The organism is Mycobacterium aquaticum, assembly GCF_002086485.1.
GTDB classification, from domain to species: domain Bacteria; phylum Actinomycetota; class Actinomycetes; order Mycobacteriales; family Mycobacteriaceae; genus Mycobacterium; species Mycobacterium aquaticum.
The window spans coordinates 345796-369758 of sequence record NZ_MVHF01000001.1 but is presented as its reverse complement, the minus strand read 5'-3'; the positions used below and the strand labels follow the sequence as shown (position 1 = coordinate 369758).

General features: G+C 66.5%; 23 protein-coding genes. 12 read left to right on the top strand and 11 right to left on the bottom strand.

Going from position 1 to position 23963, the window contains the following annotated elements; genetic code table 11:
* Positions 1-95: 95 nt before the first annotated feature.
* Together BST13_RS01600 and BST13_RS01595 are read left to right on the top strand one after the other, a co-directional pair.
* On the top strand, positions 96-899 hold the full coding sequence (locus BST13_RS01600) for an SDR family NAD(P)-dependent oxidoreductase (protein ID WP_245839253.1): 804 nt from the start codon (positions 96-98) through the stop codon (positions 897-899).
* A 9-nt stretch (positions 900-908) separates the two neighbouring features.
* Positions 909-1547 (top strand): TetR/AcrR family transcriptional regulator, encoded by a 639-nt coding sequence (locus tag BST13_RS01595; RefSeq protein WP_083159904.1) that lies wholly within the window; start codon positions 909-911, stop codon positions 1545-1547.
* 3 nt (positions 1548-1550) lie between these two features.
* Here BST13_RS01595 and BST13_RS01590 read toward each other — a convergent pair whose 3' ends face one another.
* The 3 genes from BST13_RS01590 to BST13_RS01580 all read right to left on the bottom strand — a co-directional run bounded on the left by BST13_RS01590 (position 1551) and on the right by BST13_RS01580 (position 5063).
* Positions 1551-3344, bottom strand: coding sequence for an Hsp70 family protein (locus BST13_RS01590; RefSeq protein WP_083159902.1), 1794 nt, complete (start codon positions 3342-3344; stop codon positions 1551-1553).
* 62 nt (positions 3345-3406) lie between these two features.
* On the bottom strand, positions 3407-4435 hold the full coding sequence (locus BST13_RS01585; RefSeq protein WP_083160088.1) for an NAD(P)H-dependent amine dehydrogenase family protein: 1029 nt from the start codon (positions 4433-4435) through the stop codon (positions 3407-3409).
* 67 nt (positions 4436-4502) lie between these two features.
* Entirely contained in the window at positions 4503-5063 is a 561-nt protein-coding gene (locus BST13_RS01580; protein ID WP_083159900.1) for a TetR/AcrR family transcriptional regulator, read from the bottom strand.
* A gap of 125 nt (positions 5064-5188) precedes the next feature.
* Here BST13_RS01580 and BST13_RS01575 point away from each other — a divergent pair, with 125 nt between their 5' ends.
* Positions 5189-5935, top strand: a complete 747-nt coding sequence (locus BST13_RS01575; protein WP_083159898.1) for a 3-oxoacyl-ACP reductase family protein — start codon at positions 5189-5191, stop codon at positions 5933-5935.
* A gap of 1 nt (position 5936) precedes the next feature.
* On the opposite strand, the gene BST13_RS01570 is transcribed toward BST13_RS01575, so the two are convergent.
* Positions 5937-6998 carry a glycoside hydrolase family 183 protein gene (locus BST13_RS01570; protein ID WP_083160086.1) on the bottom strand — a complete coding sequence of 354 codons (1062 nt, stop codon included), beginning with the start codon at positions 6996-6998 and terminating at the stop codon, positions 5937-5939.
* Between the two features lie 56 nt (positions 6999-7054).
* Positions 7055-7588, bottom strand: a complete 534-nt coding sequence (locus tag BST13_RS01565) for a hypothetical protein (RefSeq protein WP_083159896.1) — start codon at positions 7586-7588, stop codon at positions 7055-7057.
* Positions 7589-7735: 147 nt separating this feature from the next.
* Between BST13_RS01565 and BST13_RS01560 the strand changes: the two genes are divergently transcribed.
* The 6 genes from BST13_RS01560 to BST13_RS01535 all read left to right on the top strand — a co-directional run bounded on the left by BST13_RS01560 (position 7736) and on the right by BST13_RS01535 (position 13707).
* Complete coding sequence (locus tag BST13_RS01560) at positions 7736-9256, top strand: ABC transporter substrate-binding protein (RefSeq protein WP_170064252.1); 1521 nt, start codon at positions 7736-7738, stop codon at positions 9254-9256.
* Entirely contained in the window at positions 9253-10230 is a 978-nt protein-coding gene (locus BST13_RS01555; protein ID WP_083159883.1) for an ABC transporter permease, read from the top strand. Before BST13_RS01560 ends, BST13_RS01555 begins: the two co-directional genes overlap by 4 nt.
* Complete coding sequence (locus tag BST13_RS01550; RefSeq protein WP_083159881.1) at positions 10227-11105, top strand: ABC transporter permease; 879 nt, start codon at positions 10227-10229, stop codon at positions 11103-11105. The genes BST13_RS01555 and BST13_RS01550 overlap by 4 nt, the downstream gene beginning before the upstream one ends.
* Positions 11102-12664 carry an ABC transporter ATP-binding protein gene (locus BST13_RS01545; protein ID WP_083159879.1) on the top strand — a complete coding sequence of 521 codons (1563 nt, stop codon included), beginning with the start codon at positions 11102-11104 and terminating at the stop codon, positions 12662-12664. Before BST13_RS01550 ends, BST13_RS01545 begins: the two co-directional genes overlap by 4 nt.
* A 13-nt stretch (positions 12665-12677) precedes the next feature.
* Positions 12678-13418: an SDR family NAD(P)-dependent oxidoreductase gene (locus BST13_RS01540; protein WP_083159877.1), complete on the top strand. Its 741-nt coding sequence runs from the start codon at positions 12678-12680 to the stop codon at positions 13416-13418.
* A 67-nt stretch (positions 13419-13485) separates the two neighbouring features.
* A complete protein-coding gene (locus tag BST13_RS01535) occupies positions 13486-13707 on the top strand; it encodes a DUF1918 domain-containing protein (protein ID WP_083159875.1) in 222 nt (73 codons plus the stop codon).
* On the opposite strand, the gene BST13_RS01530 is transcribed toward BST13_RS01535, so the two are convergent.
* Positions 13704-15014, bottom strand: a complete 1311-nt coding sequence (locus tag BST13_RS01530) for a glycoside hydrolase family 183 protein (protein WP_083159873.1) — start codon at positions 15012-15014, stop codon at positions 13704-13706. The two genes, BST13_RS01535 and BST13_RS01530, sit on opposite strands and share 4 nt — an antisense overlap.
* A gap of 214 nt (positions 15015-15228) precedes the next feature.
* On the opposite strand from BST13_RS01530, the gene BST13_RS01525 reads away from it, so the two are divergent.
* Positions 15229-15798, top strand: a complete 570-nt coding sequence (locus BST13_RS01525; protein WP_142282703.1) for a class I SAM-dependent methyltransferase — start codon at positions 15229-15231, stop codon at positions 15796-15798.
* 52 nt (positions 15799-15850) lie between these two features.
* Here BST13_RS01525 and BST13_RS01520 read toward each other — a convergent pair whose 3' ends face one another.
* The 4 genes from BST13_RS01520 to BST13_RS01505 are packed head-to-tail and all read right to left on the bottom strand — an operon-like array spanning position 15851 to position 20713.
* Positions 15851-17383: a purine-cytosine permease family protein gene (locus BST13_RS01520; RefSeq protein WP_158087082.1), complete on the bottom strand. Its 1533-nt coding sequence runs from the start codon at positions 17381-17383 to the stop codon at positions 15851-15853.
* A gap of 8 nt (positions 17384-17391) precedes the next feature.
* The gene (locus BST13_RS01515) at positions 17392-18069 is read right to left on the bottom strand and encodes a gamma-glutamyl-gamma-aminobutyrate hydrolase family protein (protein ID WP_083159867.1); all 678 of its coding nucleotides are present in this window, start codon (positions 18067-18069) and stop codon (positions 17392-17394) included.
* Positions 18066-19448, bottom strand: a complete 1383-nt coding sequence (locus BST13_RS01510; protein ID WP_083159865.1) for a glutamine synthetase family protein — start codon at positions 19446-19448, stop codon at positions 18066-18068. Before BST13_RS01510 ends, BST13_RS01515 begins: the two co-directional genes overlap by 4 nt.
* Positions 19445-20713 carry a YlbE family protein gene (locus tag BST13_RS01505; protein WP_083159863.1) on the bottom strand — a complete coding sequence of 423 codons (1269 nt, stop codon included), beginning with the start codon at positions 20711-20713 and terminating at the stop codon, positions 19445-19447. The genes BST13_RS01510 and BST13_RS01505 overlap by 4 nt, the downstream gene beginning before the upstream one ends.
* A gap of 239 nt (positions 20714-20952) precedes the next feature.
* Here BST13_RS01505 and BST13_RS01500 point away from each other — a divergent pair, with 239 nt between their 5' ends.
* Together BST13_RS01500 and BST13_RS01495 are read left to right on the top strand one after the other, a co-directional pair.
* Positions 20953-21999: a LacI family DNA-binding transcriptional regulator gene (locus tag BST13_RS01500; RefSeq protein ID WP_083159861.1), complete on the top strand. Its 1047-nt coding sequence runs from the start codon at positions 20953-20955 to the stop codon at positions 21997-21999.
* Positions 21996-22637 carry a flavodoxin family protein gene (locus BST13_RS01495; RefSeq protein ID WP_083159859.1) on the top strand — a complete coding sequence of 214 codons (642 nt, stop codon included), beginning with the start codon at positions 21996-21998 and terminating at the stop codon, positions 22635-22637. The genes BST13_RS01500 and BST13_RS01495 overlap by 4 nt, the downstream gene beginning before the upstream one ends.
* Before the next feature lie 15 nt (positions 22638-22652).
* On the opposite strand, the gene BST13_RS01490 is transcribed toward BST13_RS01495, so the two are convergent.
* Positions 22653-23906 carry a sensor histidine kinase gene (locus tag BST13_RS01490; RefSeq protein ID WP_083159857.1) on the bottom strand — a complete coding sequence of 418 codons (1254 nt, stop codon included), beginning with the start codon at positions 23904-23906 and terminating at the stop codon, positions 22653-22655.
* Positions 23907-23963 lie beyond the last annotated feature (57 nt).

Below are 23963 nucleotides of genomic sequence, written 5' to 3'. Positions count from 1 at the left end.
CGGTGAAAGTGGCGGCAAGCGGAAGTGGACCGACAGCAAGAACGGCGACACTCATGCGAAGGCAACGAATGAACCTGCGCGGCAAGCGAATTATTGTGACAGGCGCATCGAGCGGCATCGGTCGAGAACTGAGCCTGGCACTGGCAGCCCGGGGTGCCACACTCGTGCTGGCGGCCCGACGCCACGATCTGCTCGACGAGCTCGCCGATCAGATCGCCCCGTCAGGGCAGCCCCGGCCGATCGTGATGCCGACCGATCTGGCCGAACCCGGTGCTGCCGCCACCCTCGGTCGCGACGCCATCGCCGCGCTCGACGGCGTGGTCGACGTCGTGATCAACAACGCGGGTGCCAACCTGACCGGCGCACAGTCCGTGGTGGCCGATACGGCTGCGGCCCGCGCAATCTTCGAAGTGAACCTGTGGTCCCCGCTCGCGCTGACCGCCGCAGTGCTGCCGGCGATGCACGCCGCGGGGCGCGGCACGATCGTCAACGTCACCTCGACAGTGCAAGCCGTGCCACTGCCGCTGCTCGGGTACTACGCCGCATCCAAAGCCGCCCTCGCCCAGGCCACGCGATCCCTGCGACTGGAACTCGCCGAAACTCCACTTCGGGTGCTCGAAGTGGTACCCGGCGCCACCGACACCGCGCTCCGGGATATCGACGAACTCCCTTGGAAGACAACGGCTCCCACAACCCTGCCGCCGGTACCCCCGGAGGCCACGGCAGCGGCCGTCGTCCGCGCGCTGCAACAGGGCGACGCCCGGGTGGTGTATCCCCGGTACTCGCTGCTGCCACTGGAGATCCCGGCCATCGGCCGCCTGGTCGCAGCGATCGCCGGCAGACGCGTGAACACCCGCGGAGCCCTCGAACTGCAAACCCAAGCCGAACAACCCCGTTAGCCTGAACCGATGTCTGCCAAACCGGCCGTCGCCGACCGGCGTCAGGCGATCATCGACGCGGCCCGACACCTGTTCGCCACCCGCCCATACGACCGGGTCACCACATCGGAGGTGGCCAAGAACGCCGGCGTGGCCTACGGGCTGATCGCGCACCATTTCGAGAACAAGCGTGGGCTCTACCTCGCGGTCATGAACGAGATCGCAGAGGAGATCGCAGCTGTCCAGCTGAGCCTGCCGCCGGCGGATGGCACGCTCGTGGACCAGCTGCGCCACGCATTGCGCAGCCATATCGCCTATATCGACTCGTACTCCGGCAGTTTCGTCGCGCTGCTGCGCGGCGCGTTGGGCGCCGACACCGAACACCAAGAGGCCGTCGAGCGCCTGCGCTGGATCGGTGCGCAACGAATCCTGTTGGCGCTGGGCATCGCTGACCCGATCCCGCCGGTTCTGCGCGCGGCCATGCACGGCTGGGTCGGATATCTCGACGAGATGATGATCGATCGCATCACCCATCGGGACATCGACGCCGACGCTCTCGTCGAACTCGCGGCAGCCGCGCTGGTGACGACTCTCAAGACGACCGCGGCGATCGAGCCGTCGATCGTCTACTCCCCCGAAGTCCTCGACGCGTTCGAGTCCTTCGGTTGATCGCTAGCCGCCGTGGCCGTGCCCGCCGCCGGGAGCAGGCACCCACGGCAGACCCGGGATGGTCGGGTACGGCGCCGCGGGGGTCCACGGCGTCTGGGTCGGCGTCGACGGAGCCGCACTGGTCGGCGTGTCGGTCGTCGCAGGCGCTGCGGTCGTGGGGGTGTCGGTCGCGGGCGGTGGCGCGTCGGGCGTCTGAGGCGGGGGTGGCGCATCCGCGGGGGGCGGTGGCGCGGTCTGCGTCACCGTCTGCGCCGGGGCCTGCTCGATGACCGTCTGCGGAGCCTGCTGCTGTTGCTGCTCAGGTGCCGACGCGCCGGCGGGCGCTCCTGGCGCCGGTGCCTGCGCGGGCGCCGACGTGGTGGTCATCCCCGTCGACGTTGATGCCGGTGCCGGGCTCTTGTCCGAGCCTTGGTGGGTCAGCAGGAGCACGGCCACGACGGCGACGAGTGCCACCGCGCCTCCGGCGCCCGCCAGCAGCGCGGGTTTGCGGTACCACGGCAGTGCGGCGACCCGGTCGTGGTCGGTGAGCTCGGCCTCGCCGAATTCCAGCTGCGGCCGCGCGCTGGTGAGCCCGATGCGGGCGGGCTCGGGTTCGGCATAGCCCAGCTCGGTGGCCGGGGCGACATCGGGCACGTCGGCGGCGTCCGACCAGGCCAGCGCTTGCGGGGCCGGCGGCGGTTCGGGGGCCACCACCGCGGCCGCCTGCGTGAGCGGCGCGGCTGCCGACGCGGGTGCCAGCGCGGTCATGCTTTCCTCGACCGTGCCGCGCACCGCTGTGATGCCCGATCCGATGGCCGCGGTCAGCTCGGGTTGAGCCCCGGTGATCACCGGCACCCGCAAACTCTGCGACAGCGCGGTAGTGATGGCCGGGATCCTGGCCCCTCCGCCGATGGTGGCGACAGCGACGAGATCCCCGGGCCGCAATCCGGCGCGGTCCACGGTGTCCTGCAGAACCGCGACGAATTCGTTCAGCGGCGCCTGCATGGCGTCGTCGAGCTCACGGCGGTTCAGCCTGACGTCACTGCGATGGCCCGGCAGTTCGGCGGTCAACGAGGTCACCGACTCGGTGGACAACCGTTCCTTGGCGCGGCGGCACTCACTGCGCAACCGGCCGAGTGAGCCGATCGCCGACGTGCTCGCCAGGTCGATGGTGCCCGCCGACGACAGTTCGTTGACGATGTGCGTGAGCAACGCCTGGTCGATGAGGTCACCCGACAGATCGGAATGCCGGACCGTCGGGGCGATCGGCTGGTAGCCGTTACCGGCGTCGGCGAGCGTGATGCTGGTGCCCGTACCGCCGAAATCGCACAGCGCGATCACGCCGCGGGTAGGCACCCCGGGCTTGTCCTGCAGAGCGGTCAGCGCCGCCGTTGCGTCCGAGAGCACCGTGGGTGAGGCCGCGCCCTGGAACTCCGGGACCGCATCAAGGGCGGTGCGCAGCGCCGCGACCTGGTTGGGCCGCCAGTGTGCGGGGTGCGTGATGGCGATCGGGTCAGCCGCGGGCCCGCCGCGGGTGAGGGTGTGCAGCAGCGCGCCCAGCGCGTCGGCGACGAGCACCTCGCCGCGATGGGACGAGCCGTCGGGGGCCAGGATGCCCACCGGGTCCCCGACGCGGTCGACGAAGTCGGTGAGGATCAGCCCCCGTTCGTTGAGGTTGGGGTTCTCGCTGGGCACCCCGACCTCGGATGGGCGATGCGGATAGAGCGTCAGCACAGGTGAGCGCGTCACCGCGGTCCTGCCCACCACCACCGCCGTCAGGTTGGTCGCACCAACCGACAGCCCAATTCCGTCAGCCATGTCACCCCGTCTCGAGAGAGCACTATCCGGTAGTGCATCTCAGTTAACGGGGCGAATGTTACTCAGCGAATATTGCCGCAACCTGTGATGAGCGGTAAGTCCAGCGGTGTCACCCATCCTGGCAAATGATCATTGACTGCGGGGACAGCATTTAGCGCACGTAGGCCGGTGGCCAGGCAGCCCGCCGCGGCCGCATCGCGACCCGAACCGTCGGTGAACCGGAACGCGGTTTCCTGGGAAATGCTGGGTGTGCCGTCGATGTCGACGCGGTACACGTCGTTGTCGTTGCCCGACGGCCAGTCCGGCGCGGCGTCCAGGCCGATGCGGTTGACGTGCTCGAGTTGGATGCGGGTCTCGCCGCGGTACACACCGTTGATGGTGAACCGAACCGCGGCCACGTTGCCGGGCGCGATGATCCCCTTGGCGGTCTTGCGTTCATCGGGGGTGATCCACTTGTCCCAGGTTGTGGTGATGGCGTCGAGTTCGATGCCCGCTGCGTAGGCGATCATCGGAACGGTTGCGCCCCAAGCGAATACGAGGATGTCGGGAGTTTCCAGCAACGCCCGGTGTTCGGGCGGCCTGCCGATGCCCATCTCGAACTCGTAGTCGCCGGTGTAGTTGGTGTAGTCCAACAGTTCCGACGCCCGGACCCGTCGGATCTCCGAGCACAGACCCATCAGCGTCATCGGAAACAGGTCGTTGGCGAACCCGGGGTCTATCCCGGTGGTGAAGCATGACGACCCACCCGCCTCACAGGCCTCGGTGACAGGCTCGATCCAGTTCGGTGGGTTGAGGTGCATCTTCGGCCACACCCAGGGCGTCATCGCCGTCGAGCAGACGTCGATGCCTGCCCGCAGGAACCGGGTGATCAGGTCGATGTTGGCGTCGGCATGCGCGGCGGTCGGGCCGTAGTGGACCAGCGCGTCAGGCCTCAGCGCGATGAGCGCATCGACATCGTCGGTCGCGGCCACTCCGATCGGGGCGCCGAGCCCGCAGATGTCGCCGACGTCGCGGCCGACCTTGTCGGGGTTGCTGACCCCGACACCGACCAGTTCGAACAGTGGATGCTTGACGATCTCGGCGATCACCATGCTGCCCACAAAACCGGTGCCCCAGACCACCACTCGCTTCGTCACCGCATCACCATATGCACAGATATCATGTGCGCGGGCCGGTTCCGGGCCAGCCGGCCAGCGCCAAATCCGCCACCGCATGCAACTCGGCCCGGCTCGCGCCGCTGCGCGCCTGCACCGAAATCCCTTGACACACAGCCGAGATCCACCGGGCCAGCAACATGGTGTCAACGTCTGCCAGTTCGCCGGTGGCCACCGCGGCGTCGAATCGCCTGGCGATGTCTTGCACGTCGGCACAGCGCCGCTCGGCGAGCCCCTCACCGTTCCCGACCAGCAGGCAACCTCGGGGCTCGCCGGTGGTCGCGTCCGCGGCACCGTGGACCATCGCCTCGGCAACGTCGCGGGCAGTCGCGCGGGTCAAGGCCTCGGCGGCGTAACCGCCGGGGCCGGTGACGTAGCGCTGCAGTGCCCGTTCGAAAAGTTGTTCCTTGGAGCCGAATTCGGCGTAGATGCTGCGGCGGTTCACACCGGTGGCTGCGGTCAGATCGCTGATGGACACCGAGTCGTAGCCGTGTTCCCAGAACAGTTTCATCGCGGCGTCCTCGACCTGCTCGGGATCGAACTCCCGGGGCCTGCCTATCGCCATCGCGAACCTGCCTCCCGCCCTGCTGTGATACCGGTCACAGCGGGAATCATTACCCGCACCTGCGCCTTGACCTCAGCGTACTTAGTAACCAACCGGTTCGAAAAACATTCCGGAAGGAAAATCCCATGAGCTCAGCACCCCTGACCGGCCGCCGCGCACTGGTAACCGGCGGTTCCCGCGGAATCGGCGCACAGATCGTGCGCAGACTGGCCGCCGACGGCGCCGACGTGGGCTTCACCTACGCGGCCTCGGCAGCCGAGGCCGACAAGCTGGTCGCCGAAGTGACCGCGGACGGCGGCAAGGTGGTGGCCATCCAGGCCGACAGCGCCGATCCTGTACAGGTCGCCGCATCGGTCGAGCAGACAGTGGCAGCTCTCGGCGGTCTCGACGTCCTGGTCAACAATGCCGGTACCGCCTACATCGCACCGATCGAAGAATTTCCGCAGGAGCAGTTCGACCGGCTGGTCGCGATCAACATCGGCGGTGTCTATGCCGCGATCCGCAGCGCGGTCGGCCATCTCGGCGAGGGCTCGCGAATCATCAACATCGGCAGCATCAACGCCGACCGGGTGCCCGTGGCGGGACTTTCGGTGTACGCGATGACCAAGGGCGCGGTGTCCTCACTGACCCGGGCGCTGGCCCGCGATCTCGGTCCGCGCGGTATCACCGTCAACAACGTGCAGCCCGGCCCGATAGCCACCGACCTGAACCCCGACGAGGGCGAATTCGCCGATTCCATAAGGCAGTCCACCGCACTCGGCCGCTACGGCGACACGTCCGACATCGGAGCGGTGGTGAGCTTCCTGGCGGGCTCCGAATCCGGCTTCGTGACCGGGGCGAACTGGAACGTCGACGGCGGGTTCACCGCCTGAGCTAAAGGTTGATCGGATCCGCCGGCCGGGGTGCCTGGCTGGTATCCCTGAGCTGGGCCTTGAATTGCATTGCCCGGTAAGGCCATCCGGTATCGGTGCGCCACTGGGACACCACCAGGCCGACGCCGCCCTGCACGTCGAAGCGGGAGCCCGGCAGCAGGTAGCCACCGTAGAGCTGGGCCACCCTGCTGTCGGCGGGGTCCTCGTCGGCCCACGATGAGCCGACGACCGGGATCTGCAGCGGCGTGGTGTACATGTTGGCCACCGGCGAGTTGACGACGCGGTAGCCCAGCGCGTACTGCGACGCCAAAAACCCGCCGAGAACCCATGTTCCGGCTGCCACCCGGCGGAATGTCAACTCGCCCCACTGTTCTGCGGGCGGCGTGATCGGCGTGCTCTGTTGACCCCAGCCCCAGCTGCCGTTCGTGAAACCCCAGCAGCTGTACTGCGAACGCTGCCCGATCTGGTCGGGACGCACCCGCATCAGGATGATGCCCTTGTTGCGCTGAAACCCGGTGGCCACCACGTAAACCCAGCCGTCGTCGGGATCGTAATCCCACGACCAGCACTGCGCGTAGCCGCCCTGCAGATCGCCCGGGAACTTGGCCTGCTCCCCCATGTGGGTCCACGAGACACCGCTGTCGTCCGAGCGCCAGATCTCGGTCCACATCACATTGCCGAAGCCATGGTTGACGATGGCGTGCAGATAGATCGAATCCCCTACCCGCAGCAGATCCGACGGGATCACGGTACTGATGCCGCCACGGCTCCATCCGCTCGACGCGTCGTCGTGGATGTAGAACCACAGCTGATGCGCATAGTTGGGATCCGGTCCGGCCGCGCGCTCGTAGACGATCTCGTGATCGGCGTCGCCGCTGCCGATCAGCGCCACCGGGGAACGCCAATCACCCTGCCCCACCATGGGGCCCGAGAAGGTATCACCGAACACCGAGACCAACTTGCCGTTGGGGGCCACCACCGAGGCACCGAGATCGGTTGCCGTCACCCCGAATTGGTCGGTGCGGCCCGGACCCGTCAGGTCGACGGCCTTGCCGTTGAGCATCGGCAGTGCCGGAGTCTGGTCGCCTTGCAACGGGCGACCGGCACCCCCGCCGACACTCACGTGCACAACCGCAAGCCCCAGGGCTCGCAGTCCAGCGGATAGACCTTGACCGGCATGGGCAACGGCTCTTTGTACGCCAGCTTGAACGGCACGCTCTGCTCGCCGGGCTGCAGTCCGCAGACCGCATTGTGGAACACCGATCGCGTACCCGTCATCGCCACGTCATCGAATTTGTAGACCTCGGTGGTCGGGGCCCAGCTGCCATCGGGACACTGCATGCCCTCGGCCGTCGTCGTCGAATATGTCCACAGCCCGCCCGTCAACCGGGCATCTCCGCCCTTGAGCTCGGAGCTCGTCGCGACGTGCAACCGGCACGCCACCGCCAGCTCCAGCGGCTCGCGCAGATCCCCGACCACCGGCACGCACGACGGGTACACCGTGAAGGTCTGCGGGTCGAGTCCGTCCTGGGTGTAGGTGTAGACACCCTGCATCACGGGGTCCGCCTGAGCCGGGCCGGCAAACCCCAGGCTGAGTCCGATTCCGAGGGTCCAGGCCAGGGCGGTCGCGGCAGCCGTGCGCTTGAAGGTCACAATGGGTGAGTATCGCAGTCTTCATCAGCGTCGTCACCGGTATGGTCCACCGACGTTTCGGTCGGGCCCGGCGACGGCCCCAGCGGGTGAGCGTACTGACGGATCGCCCGCGGTGATCCTGGAGAGATCGTGACCACACGACCAGTGGTGAGAACGTTGAGCGCGGTGACAGCCGTCCTGGCGCTCGTACTGTCGGCCTGCTCGGCCGGCAGCCGCGTCGACCTCGGCGGCGAGGCGTCGGGCTATCTGATCGCCGCCATCGCCGGTGAGCCCGACCAACTCGACCCGCAGCGGACCAGTGCGTACTTCTCGTTCGAGGTGCTGGAGAACGTGTTCGACACGCTGGTCGAACCGGACGCGAATCTGCAGATGGGACCGGCGCTGGCAACGTCGTGGGAGGTCAGCCCCGACCAGTTGACCTGGACGTTTCACCTGCGCCCCGAGGTGACCTGGCACGACGGCAGCCCACTGACCGCCGAGGACGTCGTGTACTCGTATCGGCGCATCATCGACCAGAAGCTGACCAACGCGGACAAGTTCAGCGCGGTCGCCGCAGTCGGCGCGGTGGATCCCGCGACCGTGCGGATCACCGTCAAACATCCGACGCCCAATCTGCTGACCAATCTCGGTGGCTTCAAGGGCATGGCGATCGTGCAACGCAACAACGTCGAAAGCGGGCAGATCGCCACGCATCCGATCGGCACCGGGCCGTTCTCGTTCGTGTCACGCAAGAGCGGCGACTCCATCACGTTGAAGGCCAACCCGCGCTACTGGGCCGGAGCACCCCCGGTGGCCGGGGTGACGTTCCGGTTCATCTCCGAACCGTCGACCGCACTCTCGGCACTGCAGGCCGGTGAAGTCGACTGGACCGATTCGATTCCCCCGCAACGCGTCAGCGAACTGCGCGAAGACGATTCGCTGCATCTCGCGGTCACACCCAGCAATGATTACTGGTACCTGGCGCTCAACGAAGCCCGCAAGCCGTGGAACGATGTCCGGGTCAGGCAGGCCATCGCCTATGCGATCGACCGGGATTCGATCACCGCGGCCACCACGTACCGCACCGCGACCACCAACCAGCTCGCCATCCCGCAGGGCAACGCGTGGTACACCGACTATCACCGCTACCGCCACGATCTCGATGAAGCGAAACGTCTGCTGCAGGAGGCGGGTGGCGCACCGAAGGACCTCGACATGCTGGTCACCAGCGAGTATCCCGAGACCGTGACTGCCGCCCAGATCATCGCGGACAACCTTGCCCCGCTTGGTATCACAGTGCACATCCGCCCGGTCGACTTCGCCACCTGGCTCGACGAACAGAACAACGGGCATTTCGACATGTTGATGATGGGCTGGCTCGGCAACATCGACCCTGACGACTTCTACTACGCCCAGCACCATTCCGGCGGCACCAGCAATGCGCAGAAGTTCTCCGATCCCGAGGTCGACCAACTCCTCGACGCCGGGCGGGTCGAGACCGATGTCGCCACCCGAAAATCCATCTACGCCAGGGCGGCAACCCGCATCGCCGACGAGGTCAGCTACATCTACCTGTACAACCCGTCGGTGATCGAGGCGTGGGCAACGAATCTGTCGGGGTACGACGCGCGGCGCGACGGAGCCGTCCGGTTCCGCAGCGCAAGCCTGAATCGGGGTGGGACGACATGAATGTGGGCAAGTTGGCAGCCGATCATCCGGTCGTGGTGTTCCTGGCACGGCGTCTGTTGCACTCCGCGGTGGTGCTCGTCGGCGTGCTGATCGTGGTGTTCGCGTTGGCGCACCTGGTGCCCGGTGATCCGGTCCGGATCGCGCTGGGCACGCGCTACACCCCTGAGGCCTATGCGGCGCTGCGCTCGGCCAGTGGGATGGACCGGCCGATCGTCGAGCAGTTCTTCACCTACCTCGGCTCGGCATTCACCGGGAACCTGGGGGTCAGTTTCCGCAACGGTGACCCGGTGACCGTCACACTGCTGGAACGACTTCCGGCCACGGTGTCACTTGGCCTGGTCGGCATCGGCATCGCCCTGCTGATCGCCTTGCCTGCCGGCATCTGGTCGGCCCTGCACGAAGGCAGGGCCAGCGACGCGATCGTGCGCATAGCCAGCCAGTTCGGCGTGTCCATTCCCGATTTCTGGATGGGCATCCTGCTGATCGGGGTCTTCGCGTCGACGCTGGGCTGGCTGCCGACGTCGGGATACCGCCCGCTGTTCAGCGACCCGGGTGGCTGGCTGCGGCACATCATCCTGCCCGGGCTCACGGTGGGACTGGTCGCCGCCGCGATCATGACCCGCTACGTGCGGTCGGCGGTCCTGGAGGTCACGGCCATGGGGTACGTGCGCACCGCGAAATCGAAAGGCCTTGCGCCACCGGTGATCACGTTTCGCCACATCGTGCGCAATGCGCTGCTACCGGTGCTGACCATCACCGGTATCCAGCTGGCCACCATCCTCGGCGGGGTCATCGTCGTCGAGGTGGTGTTCGCCTGGCCGGGGCTGGGTCGGCTCGTGTTCAATTCCGTTGCGGCCCGCGACTATCCGGTCATCCAGGGTGCGGTGCTGCTCATCGCGGTGTTGTTCCTGCTGATCAACCTGATTGTCGACGTGTTGTACGCGGTGGTCGACCCGAGGATCCGGCTGTCATGACAGTCACCGAGGGTCGGGTCTCCTCCTGGCGGCTGCTGCTGTCCAATCCTGTGACCGCGATCAGTGCCGTCGTGCTGCTGGCCGTCGTGGTCATCGCGGTCGCCGCGCAGTGGATCACCCCGTTCGGCATCAACGACATCGACGTGCCCGATGCGCTGCAGCCGCCCAGCGGATCGCACTGGTTCGGCACCGACGAGCTCGGCCGTGACGTGTTGTCGCGCGTGCTGGTGGCGGTGCAGGCATCGATGCGGGTCGCGGTGGTGAGCGTGGCGTTCGCCGCAGTCGTCGGGGTGACGATCGGGGTGGTCGCCGGCTATCGCAGCGGCTGGGTGGACGCTGTCGTGATGCGGGTCGTCGACGTGATGTTCGCATTCCCCGTGTTGTTGCTCGCGCTGGCCATCGTGGCGATCCTGGGGCCGGGCATCACCACCACCATGCTCGCCATCGGTGTCGTCTACACGCCGATCTTCGCGCGCGTCGCGCGGGCCAGCACACTGAGCGTGCGCGTCGAACCATTCGTCGCGGTATCCCGGACCATGGGCACGGGCGACGGCTACATTCTGACCCGCCACATCGTGCCGAACATCGCCGGGCCGCTGATCGTTCAGCTCTCGCTGTCCCTGGCCTTCGCGATCCTCGCCGAGGCGTCATTGTCGTTCCTGGGCTTGGGCATCCAGCCACCGCAACCGTCTCTGGGCCGGATGATCTTCGACGCTCAGGGCTTCGTCACGCTGGCTTGGTGGATGGCGGTGTTCCCCGGTGCCGCCATCTTCGTGACGGTGCTTGCGTTCAACCTGTTCGGCGACGGGCTTCGGGATGTGCTGGATCCCAAGCAGCGCACCATGATCGAGGCCAGAAGGGCGGGCAGGCAGTGACCCCTGCGGTATTGAGCGTGACGGATCTACGCGTGACGATCGGCCGCCGCGAGATCGTGCGCGGGGTGTCGTTCGACGTGGCACGCGAGCAGACCGTCGGAATCGTCGGCGAATCCGGATCCGGCAAGTCGATGACGGTACTGGCCGCCACCGGGCTGCTCGACGCGCCGGGCGCTGTGGTGACCGGCAGCACCACCTTGGCCGACGGCACCCAACTCGTCGGGGCATCCGCCCGCACGTTGCGCCAAGTCCATGGTGGCCGAATCGGATTCGTGTTCCAGGATCCGGGCACGTCGCTCAACCCACTGCTGACGTTGGCGCGCCAGATCACCGAAACACTCGAAACCCACCGCAACATGACCCGGCGGCAAGCCCGGGCCCGGGCCGGCGAGCTGCTCGACGCCGTCGGCCTGCCGACCGAGCGGCTGGACGCCTATCCCCACCAGCTCTCGGGCGGCCAACGGCAGCGCGTGATGATCGCCATCGCGCTGGCGTGCGATCCCGAACTGCTGATCGCCGACGAACCGACCACGGCACTCGATGTCACCACCCAGGCCCAGATCATCGATCTGGTGGCCGACCTGCAACGCGACTTCGGCGCCGCGGTGGTGTGGATCAGCCACGATCTCGGGGTCATCGGCCAGGTCGCCGACGACGTGACGGTGCTGCGTGAGGGCGAGGCGGTGGAACAGTCGCCCGTCCTCGACGTCTTCGACCACCCACAGCACCCGTACACCCGCGAGCTCCTCGAGGCCCGGCCCCGCATCGACGGCGACGGTCCCACCGAGGTCGAGGACACCCCGGTGTTGTTGGATGTCAACGGACTTGACGTCCGCTACGGCGACGTCACCGCGGTAGAGAATGTGTCGTTTCGGATTCGGCGCGGCACCACGCTGGGACTGGTCGGCGAGTCCGGTTCGGGAAAATCCACGGTGGCCGCCGCGCTGACCGGTCTGGCCGAACCGGCGGCGGGGACGGCAACCCTGGACGGGGTCGACGTCTTCGGTGCCGGCCGGGACCTGCGGCGGCGGATCAGCCTGGTGTTCCAGGATCCGTTCGCGTCGCTGAACCCGCGCGCTCGGGTGGGCGCGGCGATCGGCGAACCCCTGCGGGTGCACCGGCTGGTCAGAGGCCGCCGAGCCAGGGCGGAGCGCGTGGCAGAACTCCTCGAGCGGGTCGGGCTGCCTGCGGAGTTCGCGTCCAGATATCCGCACGAACTCTCGGGCGGACAGCGCCAGCGCGTCAGCATCGCCCGGGCCCTGGCCACCGAGCCCGACCTGCTCATCCTCGACGAATCCACGGCTTCCCTTGATGTTTCGATCCAGTCGCGGGTGCTGGACCTGTTGACCGAGCTACAGCGGGACCTCGGCCTGTCCTACCTGTTCATCGCGCATGACCTGGCTGTGGTGCACCGCATGTGTCACGACGTGATGGTGATGCGATCGGGCGAAGTCGTGGAGTACCGCCCGGCGGCGCAGCTGTTCGCCGCGCCCGAGCAGGATTACACCCGCACGCTGCTCGCCGCGATCCCTCCCAGCCGGCCACGCGCCGGGATCTGACAAGGTCTACGGCATGAGTCAGCTGAGCGGCAAGGTCGCATTGGTCACGGGTGCATCGTCGGGATTGGGCGCCGCAGTATCGCGGTTGTTCGCCGAGCGGGGAGCTTCGGTGTTCGGCGTCGCCCGCGACGCCGCGCGGATGACCGAGGTGTTCACCGAGGTACCCGGCGGCACGTACGCGTCGGTGGACATCGCCTCCGCCGAGGCTTGCAACCAGGCCGTCGCCCGCTGTGTCGAGGAATTCGGCAGGCTCGACGCACTGATCAACGTCGCGGGTTTTCACCAGATGCGCCACACCATCTCGATGACCGACGAGGACTGGGCCAAGGATCTGGCCGTCAACCTCAACGGCCCGTTCTTTCTCTGTCGGGCGGCCCTGCCGCATCTGCTGGAGACCGGCGGCAACATCGTCAACGTCGCGTCGATCGCCGGGATCGAGGGCGAGGTCTATTCGGCGGGCTACTGCGCTGCCAAGCACGGCCTGGTCGGGCTGACCCGTGCGCTCGCGATCGAGTTCACCTCCGAGCGCCTGCGCGTCAATGCGGTCTGCCCCGGCGGCATGCTGACCCCGCAGACCACCGAATTCGCCGCACCCGAGGACGCCGACTGGAATCTGATCATGCGCATCGCCGCGCCCCGCGGAATGATGGATGTCGCCGACGTCGCCAAGACCATCGCATTTCTCGCCAGTGACGACGCCGCTGCCGTGCACGGCGCGGTGTACATCGTCGACGCCGGAAAGACCGCGGGATAAGGGTTCCGCATCGCCATCGGTGCGCGCACGATGGAAGAGTCCGCCGAGTAGGCGAAGGGAGCGGACGATGAAAGCGCATGTCGGCGATTTCCTGGTTGTGAAAGGCACAACCACCGACCAGCACGAGCAGCACGCCGAGATCATCGGGGTCCGCGCCGAGGACGGCTCTCCCCCGTACGAAGTCCGGTGGCTCGGAAACGGACACGAAGCGACGATCTATCCCGGCACCGATGCGTTGGTCGTATCGGCGGCTGAACACGCGCGGGCGGCCGACCGCGCGAAACACTAGGTACTCGATGTGCCCAGCGAGGTGCGCATCAACATCACGCTGTAGTCAGACCAGCGCGACAGCGTGAAGTACAGGTCGCTGCCGGTGGACCACGGGTGGATATAGGGCGCGTAGATGCCGCCGGGCACCGCGGTCGAGCTGACGATCGTCTTCGCCTGGCTCCACGGCCCTTCCGGCTTGTCGGCGGTGCGCATCACCACGGCCGAGGTCGTGTTGGTGTACAGCATGACGAACTTCTTCAGGTAGTCGTTCCACGCCACCGACATCTCGCTGCCGGGTGCCCACACCACCTGCACGGCCAGGAACGGGAAACCTCTGAGCCAGCCGAACGGCGTGTAGTACTCGTAGGCGGACTTGTCGGCGACCGCGCTCTCCACCACCCGCGACAGGAACGGCATCCCGCCGCGCCCCGCCCCGGTGCCGTAGGCGTAGACGTACCCACCGCTGCGCAGGTAGGCGCCCATCTGGAAGTTCTGGTCACCCCAGGTGAACGCGACACCGGGGACGGTGTTGAACCAGCTCGGCCGGATACTCGTCACCGGCACCGTCCACGTTTCGCCGTTGTCGTTCGACACCGCCACGGCAGAGAAGTTCGTCGACCACTGTCCGGGAGAACCCCACTGGCTGACGGACATGAAGTTCACGTACTGCGTTGTGCCGACCGAGATTCCGGCGGTCGGAATGATGGTCACCTCGGTGGCCGCGAGGCCGAGGCTCTGGATCACCTGGCGCGAGAAGTTGGGGCGGGCGGCGTCGACGGGTGAGCCGGCATACACGTTGCCGGGCACCGGGTTCGGGATCGTCATGCCGTCGGCGAGGTTGCGGTCGAAGCTGCGAAACAGCGTGTTCTTGCGCCACTCCTGATCTGGCACACTGCAATTGCCGAAGGTGTCACCGAATGCCATCAACACTTGATTGCCTGCGCCGGATTGCCCGTTGTCCCACATGATTCCGAGGTCGGCACCGGAGATTCCGAACCGGCTGTAACTGTCGCTGCTCGGCCCGGTGATCCACCCCACGGTGGCTGCGGGCGACGCCGACGGGGCGGCCGCGGCGCGGGCAGCGGTGTTCGGGGCGACGGCGGTGTCCTTCGCTGCTTCCGGGGTGCTGGCCGTGCTGACCGGTTTGCGGCCGATCGGCAGATGCAGGATCGGCAACGACGGCAGTGCCGGGGCCGCGGAGCGTGCCGATGGCGTCGAGGTCGGCATGGAGCACGGGTCGGCAACCGCGCGCGGAAGCGGTACGGCGAGAGTGATTGTCGCGGCCGAGGCAGCCGCCATCGCCGCCAGCCGACGTGGTGTCGTCATGTCCTACCTTCCGGCTAACGCCTAACGCCTGTGACAATAGTTGCTACAGCGGCGCGCGTGGTTTGCCGTCAAACGTTCCGGTATCCATCTGTAACCGAGTCGAGACCGTGCCAGAAATTCAGATGCGCTGGCGGGCGGCCGTGGTTACCGTGCCCGAATGAGAATCGTCTCCGGCAAGAAGATCCGCGATGTCGACGTCGGGTGATTCGCCGACCTGACGACCGGGTACCAGAAGCTACTGATCGATCTCGGGACGGGTGACGGCAAGGCCGTGCTGGCCGCGGCCGCGGCCGACGACAAGTGTTTGGCGGTCGGCATCGACGCCAACGCCGCAGGCATGGCGGAGGCGTCCCGCCGCGCCGCGCGACCTGGCCCCCGCGGCGTGTCGAACGCATTGTTCGTCACCGCCGCGGTGGAGCGATTGCCCTCCGAGCTGACCGCTACCGCCGACGACGTGACGGTCAATTTTCCCTGGGGTTCGTTGCTACGTGGATTGCTGGTACCCGACCCGACGGTGCTTCAGATGGTGGCACGCATCATGAAATCGGGCGCACGACTCCAGATGGTGTTCTCGGTGATCGACCACGACGGCGCCTCCGGCCTGCGTGCTGTCGGGCGTGCCGATGACGTCGCGCATCTGGCGAAACCGTATGCCGCTGCGGGACTGCGGATCGATGGGGTGCGCCCTGCCGAGGAGGCCGCCATCGCATCGTCGAGTTGGGGCAGGAGATTGCGAGCCGGCTCTCAGCGGCCCATGTGGCTGCTGAGAGCCGAACGCACATGAGATCGGGCGGCTACGCACCGTTGCGTACCCGCCCGATCGTATTTCGCCGCGATCAGCTCGGTTCGAGCGCGGCGGGCACCTCCTGGGCCGAGGGGTTGCGCCCCGGGATATGTTGGGGGCCATAGACTTCTGCGCGGTCCGGCCAGATCCGATGGATGATCGGGCAGCCGATCAGCGCGACCAGGCCCGACGCGACCAGGCCGCCGTCGATACCGCCGATCATCGGCGCCAGTGGGCCGGTATATGCGTCGTTGACCGAGAACAGCATGCCGACCACCGCCGCGATGCACCAAAGGGTCAGCGTCGGGGGATTCAATCCTCCTATGTACCAGTAGATCCCACCACGAAGCCGACGATTGAACACCTGCAGATCGTCGACGTCGTAGTAGCCGCGCCGTTTCACGTGCCCGTAGACCACGATCACGACCCACGGAATGGAGAAGCAGACCAGCAGCTGTAGGTAGATCGACATGCCGCTTTCGATCTTGTCGTAGAAGTGGCCGATGTAGACCAGCACAGTCGCGAGCCCACAGGCCAGCAACGTCGCCTGAACCCGGTTGAACCGCGGGATGATCGCACTGGTGTCAAGCCCTGTGCCATAGGTGTTGATGACGGCCTGTGTGGTGCCCGAGGCCAGGCCAAGGTACAGCAACGCCGGGATGTACCACAGCGGCACCACGTTGACGATGCCGAACACAAACGGGGTATCCGCGCCGGCCGCTCCGGTATTGAAGGCCGCCGCCGAGGTGAAGGCACCCCACAGGAAACATGCCGCCATTCCGAACGTGCCACCGAGGAACAGGGTGAGCACGATCCGGCGGTCGGAGTACTTCGACGCCGGGATGTGCCGGGTCCAGTCCCCCGCGTAGGCCGCATACGACGACACGGTGGCTGCACACAGCAACGCCGACACCAGCCAGGTGCTCGATTGCGAGCCGAACGCATAGTGTCCGGTTCCGGCGTAGGAAGCGCTGAAATCCCCGCTGTAGACGAACAATCCAACAACCATGCACAATCCGGCGGTCGGCAGAATGAACTTCAGCGACGCCATCATGCTGTGATGCCCATAGACGGAAATGACGGTGACGATGATGCTCAGCACGGCATAGGCGACCAGCCGGACCATCTCGTTGTCGGGCATGTCGAAGAACCGGATCAGCGCCGAGGCGAGTGCGTCGCCGCCGGTCCATATCGAGATGGCGGCAAACGCCAGGCTCGCCGTTCCTTCGAGGATTGATCCGATCAACCGGCCGGCCACCCCGAAGTACGCGCCACTGGACACCGGATTGTTGGTACCCGAATGCGGCCCCATCAGACCGGAAAGGCCCAGGAACACGGCACCGACGGCGGATCCGGCCACGATAGAGGTCGCCGCCGACCACCAGCCGAGACCAAAGGCGATCGGGTACCAGCCGATGATGAACAACCCGAACGTCATGCTGCCGCCCAGCAACAGAATGAAGAGGTTGCTCGGCCTGGAACGCCTTTCGTTCTCGGGGATGTAATCGATACCGTGTTGCTCCACACGCGGGAACGCACGACGGGAAGCGCCGGCCAGGTGCTTGTCGAAGTCCTTGTCTACCATGCGGTTTGTCACTTTCGGACGAGCCATTCGAACGGCTTGAGATGTGCTGGGTCTTCGGTGTAGATGAGCTCCGGATGCCATTGGACCCCGAAGCAGTTCTCACCTTCGATTGCCTCGACGACTCCGTCGGGGCTCCACGCGGTCGCGGTGAGCGATCCGGTGTCGGAAACAGCCTGATGATGTTGGGAATTCACTTCGGTCAGGTGGCCGAACAACTCGCCTGCCAGTGAGCCTTCCTTGATCTCGACGCCGTGCCGGATCGAGGCGTAGCCACCGTCGACGGTGTCGGCCATGTGCTTGCGCACACCGTAGGCGACCAGATCCTGGTGCAGCGCGCCGCCGTGCGCCACCGCGAGCATCTGCGCACCGCGGCAGACCCCGAAGGTCTTGACGCCACGCCGGATCGACCGCTCGAGGATCGCGAGTTCGACCTGATCGCGCGCTTCGTCGACCCCCATGAGCGTGGCTTTGGTGGGCTCGCCGTAGCGGCGGGGATGGATGTCCCCGCCGCTCAGCAACAACAGCGCGTCGATCCGGTCGGCCAGCCGCAGGGCCCGCGCCGGGTCGAGCGTGGCGGGGATCAGCACCGGTACACCCTCGGCCCGCGCGATCGCGTCGATGTAGTTCCGGTGGCTCGCCAGAAAGCCATCGGAACCCAATCCACAGACAACGCCGACGACTGTCATAGCTCCAGCAGGTACCTTCTGCGTTCGGCATCGGAGACCAACAGGTGATCAGACTCCCACTCCTTGAGTTTCATCTCGGTGTACTCACTGACGAACGCCGGAGAAAACGTCTTGTGCACCAAGGGATCCGCGTGGAACGCCTCGATGGCCTCCAACAGCGTGCGCGGCAGCACCGGCGCATCCGAGTCATGCGAAGCCCGTTCGAGAGGCTGCCCCGGATCCAGGCCCTCGCGGATGCCTTCCAGGCCGGCGGCGATCATCAGCGCCGACGCGAAGTAGTAGTTCGCAGCGCTGTCCGCGGCCCGGTACTCGATGCAGGCTCGGTTCTGGGGCAACCGCACCGTGCACGAGCGGTTGTTCGAGCCGTAGCTCACCCGTGTCGGGGCCCATGAGATCTGGCCGTCGGCCAACCGTGGCGTGAGCCTGCGGTACGAGTTCGTGGTGGGGTTCCCGAGCGCGGTGAAGGCCGGCGCATGCTTGAGAACGCCCGCGATGAACTGGTAGGTGGTCTGCGTCCACTCCCCCGCGGCATCGCCGACGCGGAACGCGTTACGCCCGGTCTCCAGGTCCACCAGGCTCATGTTCAGGTGTGCGCCCGAACCCCACATGCTGGCGTACGGCTTGGGCATGAAGCTCGCGAGCAGGCCGCATTCCTTGGCGATCTGCTTGACCGCGAAGCGGAACAGCGTCATCCGGTCGGCCATCTCCAGTACCGGAGCGTGCCCGATGCTGAGTTCGTACTGGCCGTCGCCGCCCTCGTGGCCGAACGCGTAGACGCCGAAATCCAGTTCGCCGAGGTAGCCCACGAGCTTGTCGAGGAATTCCGAAGCATCCAGGGTTGCCTCGACGTCGTAGGCAGGCGACGGCTTGAGCGATCCGCTGCGCGCGACGGGAACCAGCCGGTCACGCTCGCCCGCGAGGAATTCGGGCCGGAACACATAGAACTCGGGTTCCACCCCAAGGTGCACCGAATAGCCCTGCGCCGCAGCGGCTTCGACCTGCGTGCGCAGCGCGTTGCGGGGACACAGCGCGAACGGTTCGCGGCCGCCGTAACTCATGTCGGCGATCATCCACGCATACCGGCGATCCCACGGCAGGATCTTGAGAGTGCTCAGGTCGGGAACCCCGACCACCTCATCCTCGGTGGGGTTCATGTTGCCGATCCCGCCGAAGCCGCGGGGGGTGTACCGCTCGGCGCCCGCCACCAGGTCGGCGAAGTGCGTCATCGGGACGACCTTCGATTTGGGTCTGCCGAGGACATCGATCCAGTTCGCCATTGCGTACTTGACGCCTTGGGCGCCAAGCTCTTTCGCGACGCGCGTGTGCTCGGGGTCGAGGCTGTACAGCGTGTCGTTGCGTTCGAAGATGGTGTCGGTCATGCGTTTCTCTCCTTTGTGAGGTGGGTGAGTTCTTCGGCGGCGCGCAGGAACGGTTCGAGCGGTGCGCGGGCCACCCCGCCGCCGATCTGCCCGCCGCCCACACCGGCGATGCCGATGTCGAGGTAGGGTGCGATTCCGGTGGCGGCGATCCGGTGCACGTCGAACCCCACCGGGGTGCCGCGGTAGTCCAGGGCCGGAATGCGCAGGTCCGGGTGTTCACCTGCGCAGATCTGGTACATCTGCACGGTGCGGGCGATCATGGTCGCGGCATTGCCCCCGCTGGACCTCTGTAACGGCAGCGCCGCGGCCTGCGCCACTCCCCCGAGTCCGACGACTTCGGTGATGACGCTCTCACCGCCCATGAACTCGATGTCGCTCTCGGTGAAGCCCGGGTAGAGGCGTACCGACTCGAACGTCGGCAGCGGGCCACAGATCCAGCTGTCTCCCAGCCCTGCGACCTGAATGCCGAACTCCTTGCAGGAGAACGCCATCGACGTCACGAGGCTGCTGCCGCCGAAACCACGCATGCCGTCGGCCATGACCTTGGCGGCGGCCATCGCCAGCCGCAGGAAGAAGTAATCGCCCCCGGACAGATAGTCGGCCAGGGTCCCGGCGTCGTCCCCGTTCGTCTTGGTGATCGCGGGCAGTAACGCACGGGTGAACAGCGTGGTCGCCGCGGTGTTGCGACTGTGCAACTCGTCGCCCATCGTCAGTGCCCGCTGAATGATCGGCTTGAGCGGCACCCCGCCGTGGCTGTGCACGGCCCGGTCGAGTGCCGGACCCACGCGGTCGCGCAGGAAGTCGAGGTTGACGCGGGTCGCGTCGGTGTAGGTGCCGTAGTTCAGGCGGTCGGCGGTGTCGCCCTCGTAGAGCGTGCAGTAGGCCCGGGCACCGGTGTGCGGATCCTCGACGACGAGGACGGGCATCGACGCCGTCGTCACGCCGGCCAACGAACCCACCACACCGAGCGTCTGGCAGCCGGCCACGGTGACTTCACCACGCTCGAAGGCCCGCTCGGCGCCGGCTCGATCGGTGGCGAACCCTTCGTAGATCGCGGCCCCGAGCAGGCCGTCTCGCTGTCCGCCGGTGTACGCCGGGAACGGCAGGGACGGCCCCGACGTCAGGATGAGATCCCGGCGCATTCCCGCGACCGCGTCGATCGCCGGCGCGACCCCCACAAGGCGTGGTTCAACGGCGAACAGGTTCTCCAACGCGGCCGTGTTCGCATCGCTGCGGGTCACCGGCGGTTGCGCGGTCTGGCTCATTCGGTTGTCCTTTCTGGATAGGAAGCAACTGCAAAAAGGTTTTGGCATATGATGGCCAGCGTGAGCCGAACAAACAGACTTTCCCGAGTGAGATGCGGGACATGAGTGGGAAGTCGGTTTGACAAAACGTTTTGGCGTATGCTGGTATGGAACCGTAGCGCAGTGGCTCGCGACGGGTCAAGGGTCAAAGTGATCGCTTGGCACAGCAGGGCTTTCGGGCCGGGAGATGGAGCAGCGCAGTGGCAAACATCAAGGACGTGGCGCGCTACGCCAACGTGTCCCCGACGACGGTGTCGCACGTCCTCAACGGGCGCGGGCGCGTCGCCCAGGAGACCCGGGACCGGGTGCTGGAGGTCGCCGAGCGGCTCGGCTACACCGCGAGCGCGCAGGCCCAGCAGCTGGTCACGCGCCGCAGCCGCATCATCGCCATCCAGATGCCAGACCTCGACGCAAGCGGCCACGGCACCGCACTGGTGCCCAAGTCCGAGTCGGAGTACTTCTTGGAATTGATCAACGGTGCCGCAGCCGCGGCAACCGATGCGAAGTACGCCCTCATCGTGGTGTCGCCGGGGGTCGACGAGTCGTCGATGCGCAGCTTCGGCGTGGATGGCATGATCATCGTCGACCCGAAGGGCTCCGAGCAGTTCCTCCAGTCATCGTTTGCCGACCAGTATCCCGTGGTGACCACGGGCGAACCGGTCGTCGCGGCGGGCCGCCCCTGCTTCGTCGTCGACAACGATCACGAGGCGGCCGCCCGCGAGATCTTCGATCACTTTGCCGCCCAAGGCTGTTCACAGCCGGCGATCATCACCGACACCACGTCGCGGTCCTATATCCGCGACATCCAGCACGCATACGGAGAATGGTGCAGCGCCAACGACGTTCGGCCCGCCGCAGTCGCAGTGGCCGAGGCCTCGCCCGCCGAGATGGGCAAGGCGCTGGCCTCACTACGCACCGGCCCCTCCCCTGCCGACGCCATCTACACCAGCTCGGATGAATGCGCTATCGCGCTGCTCGATGCGGCACGTGACGCCGGGGTCTCGGTGCCGGGCGAGCTGGCGCTGGCAAGCGCAGTAGACAGCTCGATCCTGCGCGTCACCAATCCACCGGTGACCGGAGTCTTCCTGCACCCCAGAGATATCGGGGCGCGGGCAGTGGAAAGTCTGACCGATCTGATCGCACGGAAAGATCCCGATTGCCAACTGCCACCGTTGGAGAGCACACGAACCCTGATCCCGACGCGTGTGGTGGTGCGCGCGTCAACAGCCACGGAAGAGAATCGATGAAAGTTCTGGTGATCAGCGCGAGCCCGCGTGAGGATGGCAATTCCCACCTGCTTGCCGAAGCTGCTTGTGCGGGTGCACAATCGGCCGGCCACGACGTGGAGCATGTGTTCCTCGACGAGTACGTGGACCGCATGCTCGACAATTGCAGGCGCTGCCGCATGGCCACCGGCTTCTGCTCACTCGACGATCGCTACGAAACCCTGCTGCTCGACAAGATGCTGCCCGCTGACGGCATCGTGTACGCGATGCCGCTGTACTTCTACGGCATGCCGGCCCGGCTCAAGACGGTGTTCGACCGGCTGTTCTGCTACACCGCCAACAGCGCCCCGCAGCAAGAGCAGGTAGTCGGCGGTATCACCGACAAGACCGTGGGCGTGCTGATCTCGTGTGAGGAGAGCTATGTCGGTGCCACGGCGGGTGTCATCGCTCAATTCCAGGAACTGACCCGGTATCTCGACCAGTGCCTGGCCGGAGTCGTCGTGGGCAACGCCAACAGCCGCGGCGAGATCACCTGCGACCCAAGCGATCCGATTTCCCGAGCCCAAGATCTGGGGGCACGGTTGTTCGACATCAGGGTTACCGATTACCGGTTGACCACAATGCGCTCGAACAAGGTGTGGGATCCGGTGGGCTGCTGACGGCGCCGATGCGCTTCAGCCGCGCGGCAGTGGCACCATGATCGCGACCTCGGTACCCGCGTCTGTCGCGTGCGCATCGAACCGCCCGCACGAGGCGAGGACCTTGGTGCGGATCGAGGCCATGCCGATGTGGCCTTCGGCGATGCTCTTCGCCAGCCGCGCATCGGAGATGCCGACACCGTCGTCGATGATCCGCAGTTGCGCCTCCCCGTCCTCACGGCGCAGCTCGATGCGCAGCGTGGTGGCGTGAGCATGTTTGATGACGTTGGTGGTGAACTCGCGCGCGGCGCTGTAGAGCAGGTGGTCGGCATCGGTGCGGAGATCGGCAGGCCAGGTCGAGGAATCCAGGTCGACCGCGAGATCGTCACGCGCAGAGATACTCTCGGCCAATGCCTCGATCGCGGCCTTCAGGCCGGCCCGGTTGAGGATCTCGGGATGCAACTCGCGCACCGCGTCGCGCAGCAACCCCGAACATTCTTTGAGAGCGGTCTCCACCAGATCCAGCGCCGCGACCGATCCGGCCCGCACATCCTCGAGATCGCCTCGCGCGACGAGGACGTACTGCAACGGCCCGTCATGGAGGCGCTCCGAGAGCGCTTGTCGCTCGCGCTTCTCCAAACCCAGCACGTCGTCGAGCAATTGCGTTCGCTGCCTGGCCAGTTCCTCGATCGTCTCGACCTTCGACCGCTGGATCCGCGACAGTGCGACCGAACCGGCGGCCAGCCCGGACAACACCGTGGCGTTCAACAGAATCGACGACCACGGCTCTTCGTTGCTGTTCTGCCCGATCCAGCTGACCACGACGTACGCCGCGACGGTCGGAATGGCCGTGACGCCGCTGAGGAACGGATCCAGCTGTGCCGCTGCGATCACCGGAATCAGAAACAGCCCGGTGCGCAACACATCCGACGTCCAGTTGTCGGGTGAGTGCAGTCCCGTGAGCACCGACAGCAGCGATACCAACGCGACGTCTGCGGCGAGCATGAACAATGCGGGCCGCCGGCTGGTGATGTCTTTCGACGCGGGCCCTGTCCGCAAGACCCACCAAGTCCACGCGGCGAACGCGGCCAGGTAGCCGGCCAGCGTCAGAATGCAGAACCACAAGTCGCGGTCCGGCGGCTGCAGCAACAGCGTGATGGCGATGTAGCCCACCAGCACCAGACGTAGTGCCCACTGCAGGACGAGGCCGTAGAAAGCCGGGCGCCGAGTCGAATCCGGCGGCAACTGCAGCTCAGGTGCGTTCGCCGCGCGCTCGTCGTGTCCGGCCATGAGGGCTCCTGTCCCCGCAAATGCGTGGACAGAGTATAGGGCGGCAACCGATGTCGC